18 protein-coding genes are annotated in these 15,853 nt (G+C 67.4%); 6 read left to right on the top strand and 12 right to left on the bottom strand.

The window, feature by feature from the left end; all coding sequences use genetic code 11:
* Position 1: 1 nt before the first annotated feature.
* From RCP80_RS07590 to RCP80_RS07575, 4 genes are all read right to left on the bottom strand, one after another.
* Positions 2 to 979, bottom strand: coding sequence for an enoyl-CoA hydratase/isomerase family protein (locus RCP80_RS07590; RefSeq protein ID WP_308481752.1), 978 nt, complete (start codon positions 977 to 979; stop codon positions 2 to 4).
* Between the two features lie 36 nt (positions 980 to 1,015).
* Positions 1,016 to 2,176: a M24 family metallopeptidase gene (locus RCP80_RS07585; protein WP_308481751.1), complete on the bottom strand. Its 1,161-nt coding sequence runs from the start codon at positions 2,174 to 2,176 to the stop codon at positions 1,016 to 1,018.
* Positions 2,177 to 2,272: 96 nt separating this feature from the next.
* Positions 2,273 to 3,529, bottom strand: coding sequence for a M24 family metallopeptidase (locus tag RCP80_RS07580; protein WP_308481750.1), 1,257 nt, complete (start codon positions 3,527 to 3,529; stop codon positions 2,273 to 2,275).
* Entirely contained in the window at positions 3,526 to 4,698 is a 1,173-nt protein-coding gene (locus RCP80_RS07575; protein ID WP_308482740.1) for an amidohydrolase family protein, read from the bottom strand. Before RCP80_RS07575 ends, RCP80_RS07580 begins: the two co-directional genes overlap by 4 nt.
* 373 nt (positions 4,699 to 5,071) lie before the next feature.
* On the opposite strand from RCP80_RS07575, the gene RCP80_RS07570 reads away from it, so the two are divergent.
* The 5 genes from RCP80_RS07570 to RCP80_RS07550 all read left to right on the top strand — a co-directional run bounded on the left by RCP80_RS07570 (position 5,072) and on the right by RCP80_RS07550 (position 9,857).
* The gene (locus tag RCP80_RS07570) at positions 5,072 to 6,109 is read left to right on the top strand and encodes a phosphotransferase family protein (RefSeq protein WP_308481749.1); all 1,038 of its coding nucleotides are present in this window, start codon (positions 5,072 to 5,074) and stop codon (positions 6,107 to 6,109) included.
* A gap of 1 nt (position 6,110) precedes the next feature.
* Positions 6,111 to 6,872: an SDR family NAD(P)-dependent oxidoreductase gene (locus tag RCP80_RS07565; protein WP_308481748.1), complete on the top strand. Its 762-nt coding sequence runs from the start codon at positions 6,111 to 6,113 to the stop codon at positions 6,870 to 6,872.
* Positions 6,873 to 6,961: 89 nt separating this feature from the next.
* Positions 6,962 to 8,275 (top strand): acyl-CoA dehydrogenase family protein, encoded by a 1,314-nt coding sequence (locus RCP80_RS07560; protein WP_308481747.1) that lies wholly within the window; start codon positions 6,962 to 6,964, stop codon positions 8,273 to 8,275.
* Positions 8,272 to 8,886: a TetR/AcrR family transcriptional regulator gene (locus RCP80_RS07555; RefSeq protein WP_308481746.1), complete on the top strand. Its 615-nt coding sequence runs from the start codon at positions 8,272 to 8,274 to the stop codon at positions 8,884 to 8,886. The genes RCP80_RS07560 and RCP80_RS07555 overlap by 4 nt, the downstream gene beginning before the upstream one ends.
* Positions 8,883 to 9,857, top strand: coding sequence for an NADPH:quinone oxidoreductase family protein (locus RCP80_RS07550; protein ID WP_308481745.1), 975 nt, complete (start codon positions 8,883 to 8,885; stop codon positions 9,855 to 9,857). The genes RCP80_RS07555 and RCP80_RS07550 overlap by 4 nt, the downstream gene beginning before the upstream one ends.
* Positions 9,858 to 9,947: 90 nt before the next feature.
* Here the strand turns inward: RCP80_RS07550 and RCP80_RS07545 are convergent, their stop codons facing one another.
* From RCP80_RS07545 to RCP80_RS07525, 5 genes are all read right to left on the bottom strand, one after another.
* Complete coding sequence (locus RCP80_RS07545; protein ID WP_308482739.1) at positions 9,948 to 11,132, bottom strand: cytochrome P450; 1,185 nt, start codon at positions 11,130 to 11,132, stop codon at positions 9,948 to 9,950.
* Between the two features lie 97 nt (positions 11,133 to 11,229).
* Positions 11,230 to 11,424, bottom strand: coding sequence for a ferredoxin (locus RCP80_RS07540; RefSeq protein ID WP_308481744.1), 195 nt, complete (start codon positions 11,422 to 11,424; stop codon positions 11,230 to 11,232).
* The gene (locus RCP80_RS07535) at positions 11,421 to 12,119 is read right to left on the bottom strand and encodes a TetR/AcrR family transcriptional regulator (protein WP_308481743.1); all 699 of its coding nucleotides are present in this window, start codon (positions 12,117 to 12,119) and stop codon (positions 11,421 to 11,423) included. The genes RCP80_RS07540 and RCP80_RS07535 overlap by 4 nt, the downstream gene beginning before the upstream one ends.
* A gap of 64 nt (positions 12,120 to 12,183) precedes the next feature.
* The gene (locus RCP80_RS07530; RefSeq protein ID WP_308481742.1) at positions 12,184 to 12,441 is read right to left on the bottom strand and encodes a Txe/YoeB family addiction module toxin; all 258 of its coding nucleotides are present in this window, start codon (positions 12,439 to 12,441) and stop codon (positions 12,184 to 12,186) included.
* Positions 12,438 to 12,719, bottom strand: a complete 282-nt coding sequence (locus RCP80_RS07525; protein ID WP_308481741.1) for a type II toxin-antitoxin system Phd/YefM family antitoxin — start codon at positions 12,717 to 12,719, stop codon at positions 12,438 to 12,440. Before RCP80_RS07525 ends, RCP80_RS07530 begins: the two co-directional genes overlap by 4 nt.
* A gap of 106 nt (positions 12,720 to 12,825) precedes the next feature.
* Here RCP80_RS07525 and RCP80_RS07520 point away from each other — a divergent pair, with 106 nt between their 5' ends.
* Positions 12,826 to 13,545, top strand: coding sequence for an alpha/beta fold hydrolase (locus RCP80_RS07520; RefSeq protein WP_308481740.1), 720 nt, complete (start codon positions 12,826 to 12,828; stop codon positions 13,543 to 13,545).
* 4 nt (positions 13,546 to 13,549) lie between these two features.
* On the opposite strand, the gene RCP80_RS07515 is transcribed toward RCP80_RS07520, so the two are convergent.
* Genes RCP80_RS07515 through RCP80_RS07505 form a run of 3 tightly spaced genes read right to left on the bottom strand, consistent with a single transcriptional unit; the run spans position 13,550 to position 15,841 of the window.
* A complete protein-coding gene (locus RCP80_RS07515; protein ID WP_308481739.1) occupies positions 13,550 to 14,362 on the bottom strand; it encodes an SDR family NAD(P)-dependent oxidoreductase in 813 nt (270 codons plus the stop codon).
* Positions 14,359 to 15,240: an alpha/beta fold hydrolase gene (locus RCP80_RS07510; RefSeq protein ID WP_308481738.1), complete on the bottom strand. Its 882-nt coding sequence runs from the start codon at positions 15,238 to 15,240 to the stop codon at positions 14,359 to 14,361. Before RCP80_RS07510 ends, RCP80_RS07515 begins: the two co-directional genes overlap by 4 nt.
* Before the next feature lie 4 nt (positions 15,241 to 15,244).
* Positions 15,245 to 15,841, bottom strand: coding sequence for an NADPH-dependent FMN reductase (locus RCP80_RS07505; RefSeq protein WP_308481737.1), 597 nt, complete (start codon positions 15,839 to 15,841; stop codon positions 15,245 to 15,247).
* Positions 15,842 to 15,853: the final 12 nt, after the last annotated feature.

Raw genomic sequence — 15,853 nt, 5'->3', positions numbered from 1 at the left:
TCTAGTCCTTCTTGCTGCGGTTCTTCTTGCTGAGCCGGAATTCGGGCGGGAACTTGCTGTCGTTGTCGTTCACCGCGGCCGACAAGCCGCTGTCGATCGACTCGAACATGTCCAGATCGTCGTCGCTGTCGTTGGCCACGCCGTTGCCCATGGACTCGAAGAACGCGGACAGCAGGCTGCCCATGTACTCGCCCTGCTGCTGTTTGAAGATCTCGAAGAACATCTTCTGCTGAAAGACGGTGTCCACCGGGCGGTTCCGGGTGCAGGCCATCGCGTACTTGGTGACCTCGGCCTCGAGCTCATCCCGGGGGACCACCTTGTTCAGGAAGTTGCAGTCGTACATCTCGGCGGCGGTGAACGGCCGACCGGTGAACACCATCTCCTGGAACTTGCGCAGCCCCATCATCTGCACCCAGGTCCACATTCGCGGGCCCCAGCCGTGGTAGCGGAAGGACGGATGCCCGAAGAGCGCGTCGTCGCTGGAGATCACCAGGTCGGCGTCGGCGCACTGGTAGAAGTGCCAGCCGTAGCAGTACCCCTTCGCCTCGACGATGCTGATCTTCTTGAAGTCCTGCAAGGCGCGGTTGCCGGCCTGCGAGTTGGCGTACCAGGACGAGATGGTGGCGCCGTTACGGAACGTGCCCTTCGGCGGATAGCTCACGCCGCCCTCGCCTGCGATGTCCGGGTCCTCCAGCCGCAACTCGGCGAGCCGGACCGCCGGATTGTCGTTGCCCTCCATGAATTCCGGCAGATCGGCGCCGCTGCCCAGGTTGTCCCCCACACCGCGGATGATCACCACCTTGACGTCGTTGTCCGCGTTGGCGGCGCGCAGCACGTCGGCATAGCGCAACCGGGCCAACGATGTCGGTGCGTTCAGGAACTCCGGTCGGTTGAAGGTGATGGTCGCGATCTTGGTCTTCGGGTCCTTCTCGTAGAGGATGATCTCCTCGGGCTCAGGTCTCTGCTGAGACGGCGCCATTGCGTGAACTCCTTTGTGCCGGGGTCGATTCAGTGATCAGTTGGTGGGGTGCGACCAGGATGGACTATCGGACAGTACCTCGGCGTCGCCGGCGGTGATCAACACCGCGTCGCGCGTGAACACCGCGCCGATACCCGGCTCCCACACATGCGCGGTCACCGCCAGCACCATGCCCTCCTCGAGGACCTCGGCATCGGCGGTGGCCGACAGTTGTGGGGTGACCACCGGGGTGTCGAAGCCGAGTCCGAGTCCGTGGGCCACCGGAGTCGGCGGCACCGGCTCACCGGCTGTGGCATGGGCGGTCAGTAGTGCGCTGGCCGGATTGCCGGCCCGACAGGCCTCGACGAGCAAGTCCCACAGCCGATTCCGGCGGGAATACAGCGCCTCGACGGCCGCCGGGTCGGTGACCTCGCCGACCGGCCAGGTGCGGGCCACCTCGGCCACATAGCCGCCGGCGAGCACCCCGGCGGACACCGCGACCAGGTCGCCGTCGCGCAACCGACCGTCCCCGGCCGCCCGTCGCCAGGCGGTGTCCTTGGCGGTGATCCAGGCCGAATCCTGGGTCGCCGGCGTGCTGACCCCGCCGGCGGCCTCGGCCTCCATCAGCGCTCCGGCCAAGGCCCGCTCGGTGGTCCCCGGGCGCACTTGGGCGACCGCCGCCGCCAGACCGTGCTCCGCCACCCGCAGCGCGGCGCGCAAGGCGTCGACCTCCTCCGGCGTCTTGATCCGGCGCGCCTCGCGCATCGCGTACTCGCCGTCGACGAGGTCGGCGTTGGGAAACGCCATCGGCAGCAGCTTGGCGAACGTCGGTGTCAGAGCATCGGTCCCGACCCGCCGGAAGCTCTCGGCACCCCTGATGGCCTGCAACACCTCGATCAGTGTCATGGGGTTCCAGGCCAAACCGTAGAGATTCTCGTGCGGGATCTCCTCGGGGATACCCTCGTCCCAGGTGCTGTTGAGATGAATGTCGCCGCTGGCGCGGACCAGGCTGCAGATCGGGCCGAACGGGCGGGTGCCCGCGACCCACAGTTGCGGCGCCCCCGTCACATACCGCACATTGGCTTGCCGGCCCAACACCAGGATGTCGAGATCGTGGGCGGTCATCTGGGCCAGCGCACGCTTGCGCCGGGCGTGGCGCAGGGCGGGGTCGTCGGCTTCGATCTCGGTACGGGCTCGGGAGTTCGCCTCGGTGCTCATGGCTCGGCTCCTCCTCGCTCCGGGCCTCGCTCCGGGCCTCGCTCCGGGCCTCGCTCGTTCCTCACTCGTCGCCGCCTTCGGTGCTCATGGTTCGGCTCACCGGTAGGGGTCGTACGGGTAGTCGGTCAACGGCATCCAACCGTCCTCGGTGATGACCACGATCTCCTCGCTTCGATAGCCGCCCGTGCCGTCTTCCCACACCACCGGTTCCAGCACCAGCAGCATGCCGGCCGGGAAAACGAAGTTGTCGTCGAACTCAGCGCCCAGATCGGTTCCGATCATCGGCATTTCGGCCGCATTCGACCCGATGCCGTGTCCCAGGTAGAAGTGCGGTAGCCATGGCTTCTGGCCGCCGTTGGCGGCGATTGCCGCGCGCGCCAGGTCACCGGCGGTGGCGCCGGCCTTGGTCACCGACAGCACGGCCTCGAGAAGATCCCGCCACTGGTGGAACTGGGCGTGCTGGCGTGCGGTGGGGTCCTGCCCCACCACCCAGGTGCGACCCCAGTCCGAGCAGTAGCCGTTGTAGGTGATCGACACGTCGGTCCACAGCACGTCGCCCCGGTCCAGTTCGCGTTCGGTGGTCAGCAGCGGCAGCGCCAGATCACCGTGGGTGGTCCAGGTGCCGGCCGCCTTGCTGGTGGGCATGACCTGCCAGATGGCCTCGAGCATGTTGGCGGTGGCGCCCAGTTCGAAGGCGCGGCGCACGAACTGCGCGGACAGGTCGATCTGGCGCACCCCCGGCACCAGCGACCTCTGCACGTCGATCATCGCATCTTCGGTGATCCGGCAGGCGCGCCGCACGCACGCGATCTGGTCGGGCGTCTTCACCAACTTGGCGGTACCGACCACCGGCGCGGCATCCACGGGCGGGCCACCCGGGAACAGCGCGGCCCCGGCGCGGCGCATGGCGCCGGTCAACTCGTCGACGGCGACCGTGGCGCCGAGCCTGATAAGCTCGGTCAGCGACCGGCCGAAATGCGCTACTCCCTCTTCGAACTCGAGGTAGACCGCCGGGTGCAGATGGTCCTCGGGCAGATCGGTCTCCAACGGCGCACCCTCGCGCACCGGCATGAACAGGTGCGGATACTCGTCGTCGACGAGCACGACGGCCACCGGCCGCTCGACATGGGACAGCCCGGCATCGAGCAGCGGCCAGCTGGCGCCGGTCGCGTACACGACGTTGCCGTTGCCCAGCAGGATCAGCGCGTCGACGCCGTGCTCGCCCATCGCGGCGCGCAGCCGGGCGCTGATCTCGCGGCGCATCCGGGTCAGGTCGGGCACATCGGGAATTTCGAAGTGACTCAATCCGTTCCGGATGATCGAGGTCACGCCCGAGTGCGTCGACGTGGTCATTGCAGGCCCAGGAACTTCTGGACGTTGGTGCTGACGATCTTTACGGCATTGTCGGGGCCGACCGCCTCGACCACCGTCGCCAGCGATTTCTCCGAGTAGCCGAACGTGCTCTCGTTGTGTGGGTAGTCGCTGGACCACATCACGTTGTCCACCCCGATGTCGTCGATCAGCCGCAGGCCGAGCGGATCGACCATGAACGACGCGCTCATGTGGTTGTTCCAGTAGTACCGGATATCGTGCTGGAGTTCGTGATTGAACATGTGCCGGTAGGACGCGAGCATGTGTTCGGCATCCTGCAGCGCCGTCGGCACCCAGGCGATACCGCCCTCGAACCAGCCGACCTTCAGCTGCGGGTGCCGGTCCAGGATTCCGGAGAACAGATACTTGGCGAACTGCTCGCGGAACGAGTCGACGTTGATCATCATGCCGACCACGACGCTGTTGTGTTCGCACGGAGTCTTCGGCGGCGTTTCGCCGATGTGGTGACTGACCGGCAGACCGGCGGCCTCGATCTCGTCCCAGACCGCGTCCATCGCCAGGCTGCCGTAATCGTAGATGTTGCCGTCGTCGTCCTTACCGGGGTTCAACGGCAGCAAAAAGGTCTTGAGTCCCAACGCCTTCAGCTCTTCGAGCGTGCTGCGGGTGCCTTTCGGATCCCACCAGTTGATCAGCCCGACACCGTAGAAGCGGCCGTTCGAGCGCTCCTGCAGATCGGCGATGTGCTCGTTGTAGATGCGAAAGACCCGTTCGCGCAACGCCTTGTCCGGGTAGTGGAACAGGGCCAGCACCGCGTTCGGGAAGGCCAGTTCCTTGTCGATGCCGTCCTCTTTGAGCTCCCGGATACGCGCTTCGATGTTGTTGGTCGCGGCACCGGCCAGGTCGTCGTACTGCATCAGCACGCGGCCGAAATCGCCGCCGGTCCAGGCCTTGCCCTTCATCCCCACCATGTAGGCGCCGTCCTCGTACCAGATGCGCGGCGCGGCGCCCTTGAGTTCCTCGGGGAAGCGGTCGTAGAAGATGTCCTCGGCCACCGAGATGTGGTTGTCGGCGGAGAACACCACGGTGCCCGCGGGCAGGCCGAGATCGCCGGACGCGTGGCCGCGGCGATCTTTGGGGGCTCCGAAACCGGCAGTCGGGTAGAGCGTGGCTGCGGTGGACTGACTGGACATCATGGACCTTCCGTTACGTTCCGGGCTTCAGCATCCGCTGCGGGACTGCCGCGCGAACCAGGGTTTTCTCCAAGAACTTCAGCACGAGGACCGCGCCGGCCGCGGCGTGCAAGTGCCGTACTCGATCATGGGTAATGACATTACCAGCGGGCCTGCCGAAACAACAGCAATTGGCGGCTTCACCAGCATGGTTAGGCCATTTTAGAGGGGAAATAAGGTTCTCTTTTTTCGAGAACGCATTCTTCGGGTCGCCCCACCTGCGCGCGCATGACTCCCGTTCGATATTCGCACACACCCGCCATCGCGCCCATGGCGAGACTCTCGGTTTCCGGGATGGAGAATGCTAGTCTCCCAATCGAGAGTGAGGGGTTCCATGGCACACACCACCGACATCGACTCCGACGTCCTGGGGCATTGGCTCGACGAGCAGAACGCGCCCGGCCACGGCGAGCGTCCGGTGCTCGAAGTGTTGACCGGCGGCTCCCAGAACCTGCTGTACCGGGTCCGCCGCGGCGACGAGCGCATGGTGTTGCGGATGCCAGGCGCGCGCGCCGACGCAGCCCGCCGGGACGGGTTGCTCCGCGAGATCCGGCTAGTTCGCGCGCTGTCGGGCACCGACGTCCCCCACGCACGGCTCATCGCCGCCGACGACACCGGCGCCGTGGTGGGCAAGCCGTTCTACGTGATGGCCGAGATCGACGGCTGGAGTCCGATGAGCGGAGGCTGGCAACCGCCGTTCGACACCGATCTCGGCGCCCGCGCCGGACTGGCGTTCCAACTCGTCGAGGGCGCGGCCAGGCTCGCCGCCGTCGATTGGCGAGCACAGGGCCTCGAGGGGTTCGGTCGGCCCGACGGGTTCCACGAACGTCAGGTCGACCGCTGGCTGAATTTCCTGTCCGCATACCAGGTCCGCGAACTGCCCGGCCTGGACGTCGCCGCGGACTGGCTCCGGCGCAACCGGCCGGCGCACTACACGCCGGGCATCATGCACGGCGACTATCAGTTCGCCAACGTGATGTACGCCCACGGCGCACCCGCGCGCCTCGCCGCGATCGTCGACTGGGAGATGACCACCATCGGTGACCCCCTGCTGGACCTGGGTTGGGCGCTGCTCGGCTACGACGGCGAGAATCCCAGCAGCGACGGCTTTTACCTGGACATGTCCGGAATGCCGACCCGCAGCGCCCTGCTGGAGCATTACGAGTTGATCAGCGGCCGCAGCACCGACGAAATCCAGTACTACCTGGTGCTGGCCAACTGGAAGCTGGGGATCATGCTCGAGAAGACGTATGCGGCATCGCTGGCCCCCAACAGCCGCGTCGACCCCGCGGTCGCCGCCGCGATGGGAACGATGGTCCCGCAGTTGATGACCACCGCGGCCGAGCTGGCCCGCGCGGGCGGAGGTTCCTGAAATGGGCTACGCGGAACAGCTTTTCGACTTGACCGACCGGGTGGTGTTGATCACCGGCGGCAGCCGCGGATTGGGTCGCGAGATGGCGTTTGCCGCGGCACGCTGCGGTGCCGATGTGGTGATCGCCAGTCGCAAGATCGACGCCTGCCAGGCCACCGCCGCCGAGATCGAGGCCGAGACCGGCCGCGCCGCACTGCCCTACGCGGTCCACGTCGGACGCTGGGACGAACTCGACGGCTTGGTCGACGCCGCCTACCAGCGGTTCGGCAAGGTCGACGTCCTGGTGAACAATGCCGGCATGTCTCCGGTCTACGAGAAGCAGACCGACGTCACCGAGAAGCTGTTCGACGCCGTGGTGAACCTCAACCTCAAAGGGCCGTTTCGGCTTTCGGCGCTGATCGGCGAGCAGATGGTGGCCGCCGGCGGCGGGGTGATCATCAACGTCAGCACCCACGGTTCGCTGCGTCCGCACCCCAGCTTCATTCCGTACGCGGCCTCCAAGGCCGGACTCAACGCGATGACCGAGGGCCTCGCGCAGGCGTTCGGACCGACGGTGCGGGTGAACACCCTGATGCCGGGTCCGTTCCTGACCGATATCAGCAAGGCCTGGAACTTCGAGGGCACCCAGAACCCGTTCGGTGCCGCGGCCCTGCAGCGGGCCGGCAATCCGGACGAGATCATCGGCGCCGCCCTGTTTCTGATGTCGGACGCCTCGAGTTTCACCACCGGTTCAATCCTGCGGGCCGACGGCGGGATTCCCTGACAAAACCTTGCCGAGCAGACACAAAGTCGCCCTGAATCGAGGCGAAACGTGCAAGTTTGTGTCTGCTCGCCAACAGATAGGAGCAGCACATGGCGTGGGATTTCTCCACCGAGCCCGAGTTCGAGGAAAAGCTGGCCTGGATCCGCGACTTCGTGCGCGCGGAGGTCGAACCACTGGAGGTGCTCTTTCCGGGCTGCGAGTTCCTACCGCTGGACGACGATCGCCGCAAGATCGTCGACCCGCTCAAACAGCAGGTCCGCGATCGCGGGCTGTGGGCCCCGCATCTGGGCCCCGAACTCGGCGGACAGGGCTTCGGCGCGGTCAGGCTCACGCTGATCAACGAGATCCTGGGGCGCAGCAGTTGGGGGCCCATCGTGTTCGGCACCCAGGCCCCCGACACCGGCAACGCCGAGATCCTGGCCCGGTTCGGTACGGCCGAACAGAAGGACCGCTACTTGGCCGGGTTGCTGTCCGGCGAGATCTTCTCCTGCTTCTCGATGACCGAACCCCAGGGCGGCTCGGATCCGCGGGTGTTCACCACCCGCGCGGTCCGAGACGGTGAGCACTGGGTGCTCAACGGCCGCAAGTACTTCTCGTCGAACGCGTCGGTGGCGTCGTTCTTCATCGTCGTCGCGGTCACCGACCCGGACGTGCCGGTGCACCGGGGCGCCTCGACCTTCCTGATTCCGGCCGGCACCGACGGGGTCAACATCGAGGCCACCCACCACCTGGTGGGATCCCTGCCGCACGAGGCCGGACACTCGCTGATCCACTACGACAACGTGCGGCTGCCCGCCTCGGCGATGCTGGGCGAACCGGGACACGGCTTCCAGATCCTGCAGGCACGGCTGGCCGGCGGTCGGATCCACCACGCCATGCGGTCCATCGGGGTGGCCCAGCGCGCGCTGGACATGATGGCGCACCGTGCGAAAAGCCGCTTCACCCAGGGCAGTTCGCTGGCCGACAAGCAATTGGTCCAGGCGATGATCGCCGACTCCTACGCCGAGCTGCTGCAGTTCCGGCTGACCGTCCTGCACACCGCCTGGCTGATCGACACCGCTGGCGAGCACGCCGCCCGCGCCGAGATCGGGGTGTGCAAGATTCTGGCCTCGCAAGTCCTCAAATCGATCGGGCTGCGCGCCATCCAGGTGCACGGCGCGATGGGTCTGACCCAGCAGTTGCCGCTCACCAATGTGCTGCTCGGCGGCATCGCCCTCGGCTTGGCCGACGGACCGACCGAGGCGCACAAGGTGAACCTGGCCCGCATGCTGCTCAAGGACTACGAGCCCGAAGACCCCGAGTGGCCCAGCGAGTTCCTGGACGTGCGGATCGCCGCCGCGCAGACCAAATACGGCGACCGCATCGAGCGGATCCCGCTGGTGCCGCCCGCACCGACTCCATGAGCACCCGGGCCGCCCAGGCCGTCGAGCGCGCCCTGGACAACCGCCACCGGGAGGCCACCGGCGAGGTCGAACGCATTCTGGCCGCGGCCGTCGCCGTGATGCAACGGGTGGCGCCGGAGCCGCCGCGGGTCAGCGACATCGTCGAGGCTGCCGGTTCGTCGAAGAAGGCGTTCTACCGCTACTTCGCGGGCAAGGACGACCTGCTGTTGGCGGTGATGGAGCGGGGCATCGGGCTGGTGGTCTCCTATCTGGGCCATCAGATGGACAAGGCCGACGACCCCGGCGACCGGGTCGCCCGCTGGATCACCGGCGCCCTGGCGCAGGTCTCGGACCCGCACCTGATCAGCATGAGCCGCGCCGTCGCCGAGCAGTTGGCGCGCACCGAACCCGTCGACGCGATCATGGCACCGATGCGGGATCTGCTGATCGCTCCCATCGCGGCGCTCGGCAGCGAGGATCCCGGCCGGGACGCGGACGCGATTTTCCACCTGACCATCGCGACCATGCGCCGCTACGTCGGCTCGGGCGCACAACCCGAACCCGCGGATGTGGCACATCTGGTTCGGTTCTGCATGCGCGGAATCGACTCCCACCGAGAGGATCAGAGATGAAGGCCATGCTGTGCCGCGAGTACGGACCGCCCGAAAGCCTGGTGCTCGCCGAGGTCCCCGATCCGACACCGGGTCCCGACGAGGTGGTGGTCCGGGTGCGTGCGGCCGCGGTGAACTTCCCCGACGTGTTGTTCATGTCCGGCAGCTACCAGGTCAAGGTTCCGCCGCCGTTCTCCCCGGGCAGCGAATTCGCCGGTGAGGTGCTCGCCGCCGGGGCCGATTCCGGGTGGCAGCCCGGCGAACGGGTATCGGGATCGGTGATGGTCGGCTCGTTCGCCGAACAGGTTGTCGCCCCGGCCAGTTCGCTGACCAGGATGCCCGTCGGCGTCGAGTTCGCTGACGCCGCGGCCTTCGGTGTCACCTACCGCACGGCGTACTACACGTTGCGCACGGTGGCGCCCGTGCAACCCGGCGACCCGGTGGTGGTGCTCGGCGCGGCCGGCGGGGTCGGGTTGGCCGCGGTCGATCTGGCCACCGCGATGGGCGCCCGGGTGATCGCCGCCGCCTCCGGACCGGAGAAGCTGGACCTCTGCCGGCGGCGCGGTGCCCACGCCACCGTCGACTACGACCGGGAGAACCTGCGCGAACGCATCCGCGAGATCACCGAGGGGGCGGGGGCGGCCGTGGTCCTCGACCCGGTCGGCGGCGACTACGCCGAACCGGCGCTGCGGGCACTCGGGCGCGGCGGCACCTTCGTCACGCTGGGCTACGCCGCCGGCACCATCCCGAAGATCCCGCTGAACCTGGTGCTGCTGAAGGGAATCACGGTGCGCGGCATGGAGATCCGCACCTTCGCCCGCGACTACCCCGACGCGATCGGCCCCGCCGACGCCGAACTGGATGCGATGTTCGCCGCGGGCGCGGTGCGGCCGTACCTCGGCGCGCGCTTCCCGCTGGAGCGGGCCGCCGAGGCACTGCGCCTCGTCGCCGACCGCAAGGCGATCGGCAAGGTCATCATCGACGTGGCGTGAGCGCCCGCCACCCGACGCGAGCGCTCATCCTCGTACGTTCTCGCGCAGCTTTCTGTACAAGGGTGGCCGCTCGCGGTTTCGTGCGGGTGACTACCAGGTGATGGGCAGGCTGTAGACGCCGTACGCCAGCCGGTCGTGCTTGAACGGCACCTCGTCGAACGGGATCGCCAGCCGCATGGTCGGGATGCGGCGCAGCAGCGTGTGGAACACGATCTGCAGTTCCGCGCGCGCCAGCTGCATGCCGACGCACTGATGACGCCCGTAGCCGAAGCCCAGTTCTTCGCGGGCGTTGTCCCGGGTCAGGTTGAGCTTGTCGGGATCGGCGAACGCGGCGGCGTCCCAGTTGGCCGGTGCCAGGTCGAGGATGATGCCGTCGTTGGCCTTGATGGTGACACCCGCGATCTCGATGTCTTCCAGCGCAACCCGGCGCTGCCCGTTCTGAATGATGCTCAGGTAGCGCATCAGCTCCTCGGCGGCATTGGCGATCACCTTCGGGTCATCGGTATCCCGCAGCACGGCGGCCTGTTCCGGGTTTTCCAGCAGCGCCAGCACACCGATCCCGATCATGTTGGCGGTGGTCTCATGCCCCGCGATCAACAGCCCGGTGCCCAGCTGGGCGGCCTCCTTGACGCTGATCTCACCCGCGGTGACCCGCTCGGCCAGGTCGGAGATGGCGTCCTCGGCCGGATTCTCCATCTTCTTCTTGACCAGATCGATCAAATAGCCGTGCAGGCTCATCGCACCCTTTTGGCCGTCCTCCGCGCTGGCGTTGCGCGCCAACCCGACATTGGCGTGGTGCTGGAAGAACTCGTGGTCCTCGTACGGGACGCCGAGCATTTCGCTGATGACCTGCGTGGGCACCGGAAGTGCCAGCTGCGACACCACATCGGCGGTCTGGGGTCCGGCCAGCATCGCGTCGATGCACTCGTCGGTCACCCGCTGGATGTAGGGCCGCAGACCCTCGACCCGCTTGAACGTGAAGGGCCGCGACAGCATCCGACGGAACCGGGTGTGCTCCTCGGCGTCGGAGGTGAACACCGAACGCGGTCGCTTGTACACGGTGGAGAGCATGTGCTCGTTCCAGTGCGGGAAGCCGGTGTTGCGGTCGTCGACGCTGACCCGGGAGTCGGCGAACAGCGCGCGGGCGACCTCGTAACCGGTGACCAACCACGGCGTGGTGCCGTTCCAGATTCTTACCCGGGACAGCGGCGCCTGGGCCGCGAGTTCCATCACCCCGGGCGGCGGCGCGAAGGGACACGTGGCGGCGCGCTCCATCGGGTACTCGGGCACGTCGGTCACAGTGTCGGACAGGGTTTCGGTCACGGGGGCATCCTCTGTTTCGGGCTGGTGGGGCTGGGCGGTTTCGACGTCGTCAGTCGTCTACGCTGATCACGCTCGCCGGGCAGGCCGCGACGGCGTCGCGGACCGCGCCGGCCAGGGTTGCGGGCGGGTTCTCGTCGAGCAGGATGACGGTGCCGTCGTCCTCGTCCTGGTCGAACACCTCGGGCGCGTTGGCGACGCAGTTGCCCGCGGATACGCACTTGAGTTGATCCACAGTCACTTTCACGGTCGCTCTCCCTGGGTGTGACGTTGCGTTACCGGTGCCAGCAGCAGACCAGTGATGGCGTCGACCAATCCGTCGGCGGTGGCGTCCCAGCCGGGTCGGACCGTCGCGTCACCCTCGGCCAGTGCGCGCTCCTGCTCGGCGAACATGTGCAGAATCAGGTGCCGGGCCATCGCGTTGCGCTCGATGCGCACCTCGGTGGGCATGTCCGGCAGGCATCGGTTGAGGCCCTGGATGATCTTCAGCACCGACGGCGAGGACAGCGACTCCTGCGAGACGATGTCGCGGTGCGTCGGGTCCGGCATCAGCTGCGCCGAGAATCGGGCGTAGGTGGACGTGCCGGCCGCCGCGGTGAGTGCGGTCAGATGCGCGGCCAACGGCCGCACCAGGCACTGCACCCAGTCGCGCAACTCGGCGGGTCGGCCGGCCTGCGCCGCGCGCTCCACGTCATCGACCATGTGCTCGCACAACCGCTCCACCTGCTCGTTGTGCTTGCGGACGATCGCGCGAATCAAATCGGCCTTGGTGCCGAAGTGGTAGCCGACGGCGGCGTTGTTGCCCTGCCCGGCCTGGTCGCTGACCTGGCGGTTGGACACCGCGAACACGCCGTGTTCGGCGAAGAGCCGCTCCGCCGCGGACAGAATCGCCGCGCGGGTGTCATGCGCCCGATCCGAGCGCAGCGGCTTGGTGGCGGTCACGCAGATCAGTCAACCGCGCGAAGGGCTGTTAAGTCAAGTGATTGATTTAAAGGCCGCGACCGCGTCAGTAGTGGTACCGAGCTTTGAGGATCTTGACCTCGTTCTCATCAGCCCGGTAGACGAGTCGGTGTTCGTCTGTGATGCGCCGAGACCAGTAGCCGGAGAGTTCCCCCTTGAGGGGCTCCGGTTTCCCGATGCCGGAGAACGGGTCTCGTTGGATCCCTGCGATGAGCCTTGTGATCCGCCGCGCGGTTTTGCGATCAGCGGCCAACCAAAACTGGAAGTCCTCCCACGCGTCGGGATCGAAGTGGATACTTCTCATTCCTGGCCGCCGGCCAATGCCTCCAGTTCGCCGATCGACGCCGCGCGCGCCGGAGTGCCGGATCCAGACTTGTCGCGGGCCACAGCCTCCATCAGGCGGCGCGCGTTCTCGGGCGAGCGAAGGAGATAGACCGTCTCCTGCCACGCGTCGTAGTCATCCGCCGACATCAGCACCGCATCTCCGGCTTTGGAGCTGATGCGCACAGGTTCGTGGTCGGTGTTGACTTGTTCGAGCAAGGGAAAGAGACGTTGCCGCGCTTCGCTGGCACTGATCGTCATGGGACTACTCCTTCATGTACCAGAACATCGTACGTCCAGTGTACGGAAAAGTTGTACGGACTGGAATGCATGTGGTCCCGCAGTGGCCAGCTGGTATCCATGACGGATGATATCCGCGTTCACCCGCAACGGCGAGGTCCGCATTCACTACCTCGACTCCGGCGGCGACGACCGCGGCGCCCCCATCGTGTTCGTGCCCGGCATGACCGATGTGGCCGAGGACTACCGCGCGGTGCTGCCGGCGTTCGGCCGCCGCACCGCGGTGGTGGAGGTGCGGGGGCACGGCCGCAGCGACGCGCCGGCGGGCGGCTACGACCTGGAAACGCTGAGCGGCGATGTCGGGGCGGTGATCGACGCGCTGACCTCGGGCCCCGTACACCTGGTGACGTTCTCGCGCGGGACGGCGGCCGCCACCTGGTGGACACTGCAGTACCCCGCCCGGGTCCGGTCACTGTCCATCGGCGATTACGTGCCCGAGGAAATCGCCCTGGGCCCCGATCAGGCTCAGTACCTGTTGGACGGTCGGTGGCGCGGGACGCCGGTGCGTGAGCGTGTCGATGAACACGCCATGCGCAGCACCTTCGACTCGGCACAGGCCAGGCCGTTCTGGGAACCGCTGTCCCGGTTACAGATTCCGCTGCTGGCGGTACGCAGCGGCGTCGAGGGCCTCATCGATGACGACGCCTGGGCCCGCTACCGGACGTTGTTCCCGAGCGCCGAGCTGGTCGAGTTCGACGACTCCCCGCACGACATCTTTCGACCCGACCGGGAGCGGTACCCACTTCTGGTCCGCGACCATGCCGACCGCGCGGACCTGGCGTATTGACCGACTAGGTGGTCTGGGGCTTCGGCTTGCGCGCAATCACCTTGCCCGCCACGGTGCCACCGTCGATGGGCAGCACCGTGCCCGTGACGTAGGGCGATCGATCACCGGCGAAGTACAGCGCGGCCTCGGCGACGTCATCGACAGTGCCCTCCCGCTTCAACGGCCGGTCGGCACGCATCTGGGCCCGGATCCGCTCCTCGAACTGCTCGAGTTCCTCGAGATCCGCACCGGCGGCCGATTTCTTGACGATGGCCGTGCGGATGTTGCCCGGGGCGATGGCGTTGACCCGAATCTCGTAGTGCGCCAACTCGATCGCCACCGACTTGGTGAACTGGATGACCGCGGCCTTGGACGCCCGATAGGTCTGCACGCCGCCGCCGGCCTGGATCCCGCCGATCGAGGTCAGGTTCAGGATCGAACCGCCACCGTGCTCGGCCATGTACCGGGCGGCGTCGCGGGTACCGGCCATCACCCCGAGCAGGTTCACCGACATCACGCTGTGGAAGTCGGTCAGATCATCGTCGAGAAAACGCCGGTGCATGGTGCCCGAAACTCCCGCGTTGTTCACCATGATGTCCAGTCCCCCGAAGGTGTCCACCGCGCTCGACACCAACCGCGCGACCTGATCGAGGTCGGCGACGTCGGTCGCCACGAAGCGGTAGTCCCCATCCAGCGGCGCCTCCTCGGCCAGGTCCCCGACCACCACCTTGGCCCCCTCGGCGAGGAAGCGCTCGGCGATCCCGCGCCCGAGACCCGCCGCTCCCCCGGTGATCACCGCGACTTTGCCTGCCAGTTCGCCGGACTGCTCGTTGGTCATGACGCGTGTGCTCCGCTCTTGGGGTCTGCTCGATCGGTGTCGCGCTGTTCGGTCAGAAACGACAGCAGCAGTTCGTTGACCGCCCCGGGTTGTTCGATCTGCGGGCAGTGCCCGGCAGCGTCGATGACCGCGGACCGTGCGCCCGAGATCTGCCCGGCGATCTCGGCGGCCCAGCCCGGCGGCAGCAGCTTGTCGGCACCGCCCTCGACGATCAGCGCCGCAGCGGTGATCCGTTCATATGCCCGTCGACTCGACGCCGCCGCCGGCGGTTCCGAACCCGGCCGCCGGAACCGGGCCGCGGCAATGGCTTCCCAGGCTCCCGGCAGGGTCGCCGATTCCTGGCGCCGCGCCACATAGGCCTCGTCTTCCGGATAGGACGGCGCGGAGAACAGCGCGGCCACAATGCGTTTCATTGCCTCCGGGGTGGCGTCGTAGTCATACAGCGCCCGCATGTGTTCGTTGTTCTGGATCTCACCGCCGCCGCAGATCGCCACCAGGCTGCGCATCGGCAGCAGCGGTTCCGTGGCGGTGGCGTCGACCAGCAGGTTGATGGCCCCCATCGAGTTCCCGACGAAGTGCGCGGAGTCGACGCCGAGGTGCGCACAGAACGCCGCGATATGCCGGATTCGCATCCCCCGACCGTCGACGAAATCGAGCACCTTGGCCGACCCGCCGTAGCCGAGCATGTCGGGCGCCAGCACCCGGAACCGTTGCGCCAGCGCGGGAATCGTGTGCTCCCAGCCGAGTTCGGCGCCGGCACCGAATTCACCGCCGTGCAGCAGCACCACGGTCTCGGCGGCGTCGGCCGGCCCGGCCGCCAGATAGCTGGTGACCAACCCGTCGACCGTGGTGGTCCGGCGCTCAAAGCCCTTACTCACACTCTCACCGCCGGGCGCCGCTGGTGCGTGCGAAGGTCAACAACTGCGAGGCCAACATCCGCAACTGGTTCTGCACGGACTCGTCGACCAACTCGCCATGGGAATTCCACACCGGGTCCGCGGAGTTGATCGCCACCCCCAGCGGCGTCGGCCAGGCCCGCAGCGCGTGCCCGATGACCCGCAGCTGACCCAGCGTGCCCACCGCCGCCTGCCAGCCGTAGGCGCAGGTGATGCAGCCCCACGGGGTGTCATCGAGGTAGACCCGCGGATCCTCGCGCAGGTCCTCGATGTAGTCGAGCGCGTTCTTCACGAGGCCCGATACCGCGCCGTGGTAGCCGGGCGAGGCCACCACCACCGCGTCGGCACCCCGCAGGGCGTCGACGAGTTCGGCGGCCTTCGGGGTGCGCTCCAACTCATGCGGCGCATACATCGGCAGGTCGAGGTCCGGTCCGGCGTACAGCCGGCTCCGGCCGCCTTGTCGCTCCACCTCGGCCAGGCAGTAGCGCAGGGCCCGCTCCGTCGAGGAGTTGGCCCGCAGGGTTCCCCCGAGCCCGACAATCAGCGGGCCATCGGTGGTCGTGTGCTCAGTAGTGGCAGCCACAGCTTCTTCCTA

It is taken from the genome of Mycolicibacterium sp. MU0053 (assembly GCF_963378095.1).
GTDB classification, from domain to species: Bacteria; Actinomycetota; Actinomycetes; order Mycobacteriales; family Mycobacteriaceae; genus Mycobacterium; species Mycobacterium burgundiense.
The sequence above is the reverse complement of the archived record's forward strand: the minus strand, read 5'-3'. Positions and strand labels throughout refer to the sequence as shown.

Excerpts from the sequence above, each read along its gene's own strand:
- RCP80_RS07590 (WP_308481752.1), bottom strand. The coding sequence starts at position 979 with ATGGCGCCGTCTCAGCAGAGACCTGAGCCCGAGGAGATCATCCTCTAC.
- RCP80_RS07585 (WP_308481751.1), bottom strand. The coding sequence starts at position 2,176 with ATGAGCACCGAGGCGAACTCCCGAGCCCGTACCGAGATCGAAGCCGAC.
- RCP80_RS07580 (WP_308481750.1), bottom strand. The coding sequence starts at position 3,529 with ATGACCACGTCGACGCACTCGGGCGTGACCTCGATCATCCGGAACGGA.
- RCP80_RS07575 (WP_308482740.1), bottom strand. The coding sequence starts at position 4,698 with ATGTCCAGTCAGTCCACCGCAGCCACGCTCTACCCGACTGCCGGTTTC.
- RCP80_RS07570 (WP_308481749.1), top strand. The coding sequence starts at position 5,072 with ATGGCACACACCACCGACATCGACTCCGACGTCCTGGGGCATTGGCTC.
- RCP80_RS07565 (WP_308481748.1), top strand. The coding sequence starts at position 6,111 with ATGGGCTACGCGGAACAGCTTTTCGACTTGACCGACCGGGTGGTGTTG.
- RCP80_RS07560 (WP_308481747.1), top strand. The coding sequence starts at position 6,962 with ATGGCGTGGGATTTCTCCACCGAGCCCGAGTTCGAGGAAAAGCTGGCC.
- RCP80_RS07555 (WP_308481746.1), top strand. The coding sequence starts at position 8,272 with ATGAGCACCCGGGCCGCCCAGGCCGTCGAGCGCGCCCTGGACAACCGC.
- RCP80_RS07550 (WP_308481745.1), top strand. The coding sequence starts at position 8,883 with ATGAAGGCCATGCTGTGCCGCGAGTACGGACCGCCCGAAAGCCTGGTG.
- RCP80_RS07545 (WP_308482739.1), bottom strand. The coding sequence starts at position 11,132 with ATGGAGCGCGCCGCCACGTGTCCCTTCGCGCCGCCGCCCGGGGTGATG.
- RCP80_RS07530 (WP_308481742.1), bottom strand. The coding sequence starts at position 12,441 with ATGAGAAGTATCCACTTCGATCCCGACGCGTGGGAGGACTTCCAGTTT.
- RCP80_RS07525 (WP_308481741.1), bottom strand. The coding sequence starts at position 12,719 with ATGACGATCAGTGCCAGCGAAGCGCGGCAACGTCTCTTTCCCTTGCTC.
- RCP80_RS07520 (WP_308481740.1), top strand. The coding sequence starts at position 12,826 with ATGATATCCGCGTTCACCCGCAACGGCGAGGTCCGCATTCACTACCTC.
- RCP80_RS07515 (WP_308481739.1), bottom strand. The coding sequence starts at position 14,362 with ATGACCAACGAGCAGTCCGGCGAACTGGCAGGCAAAGTCGCGGTGATC.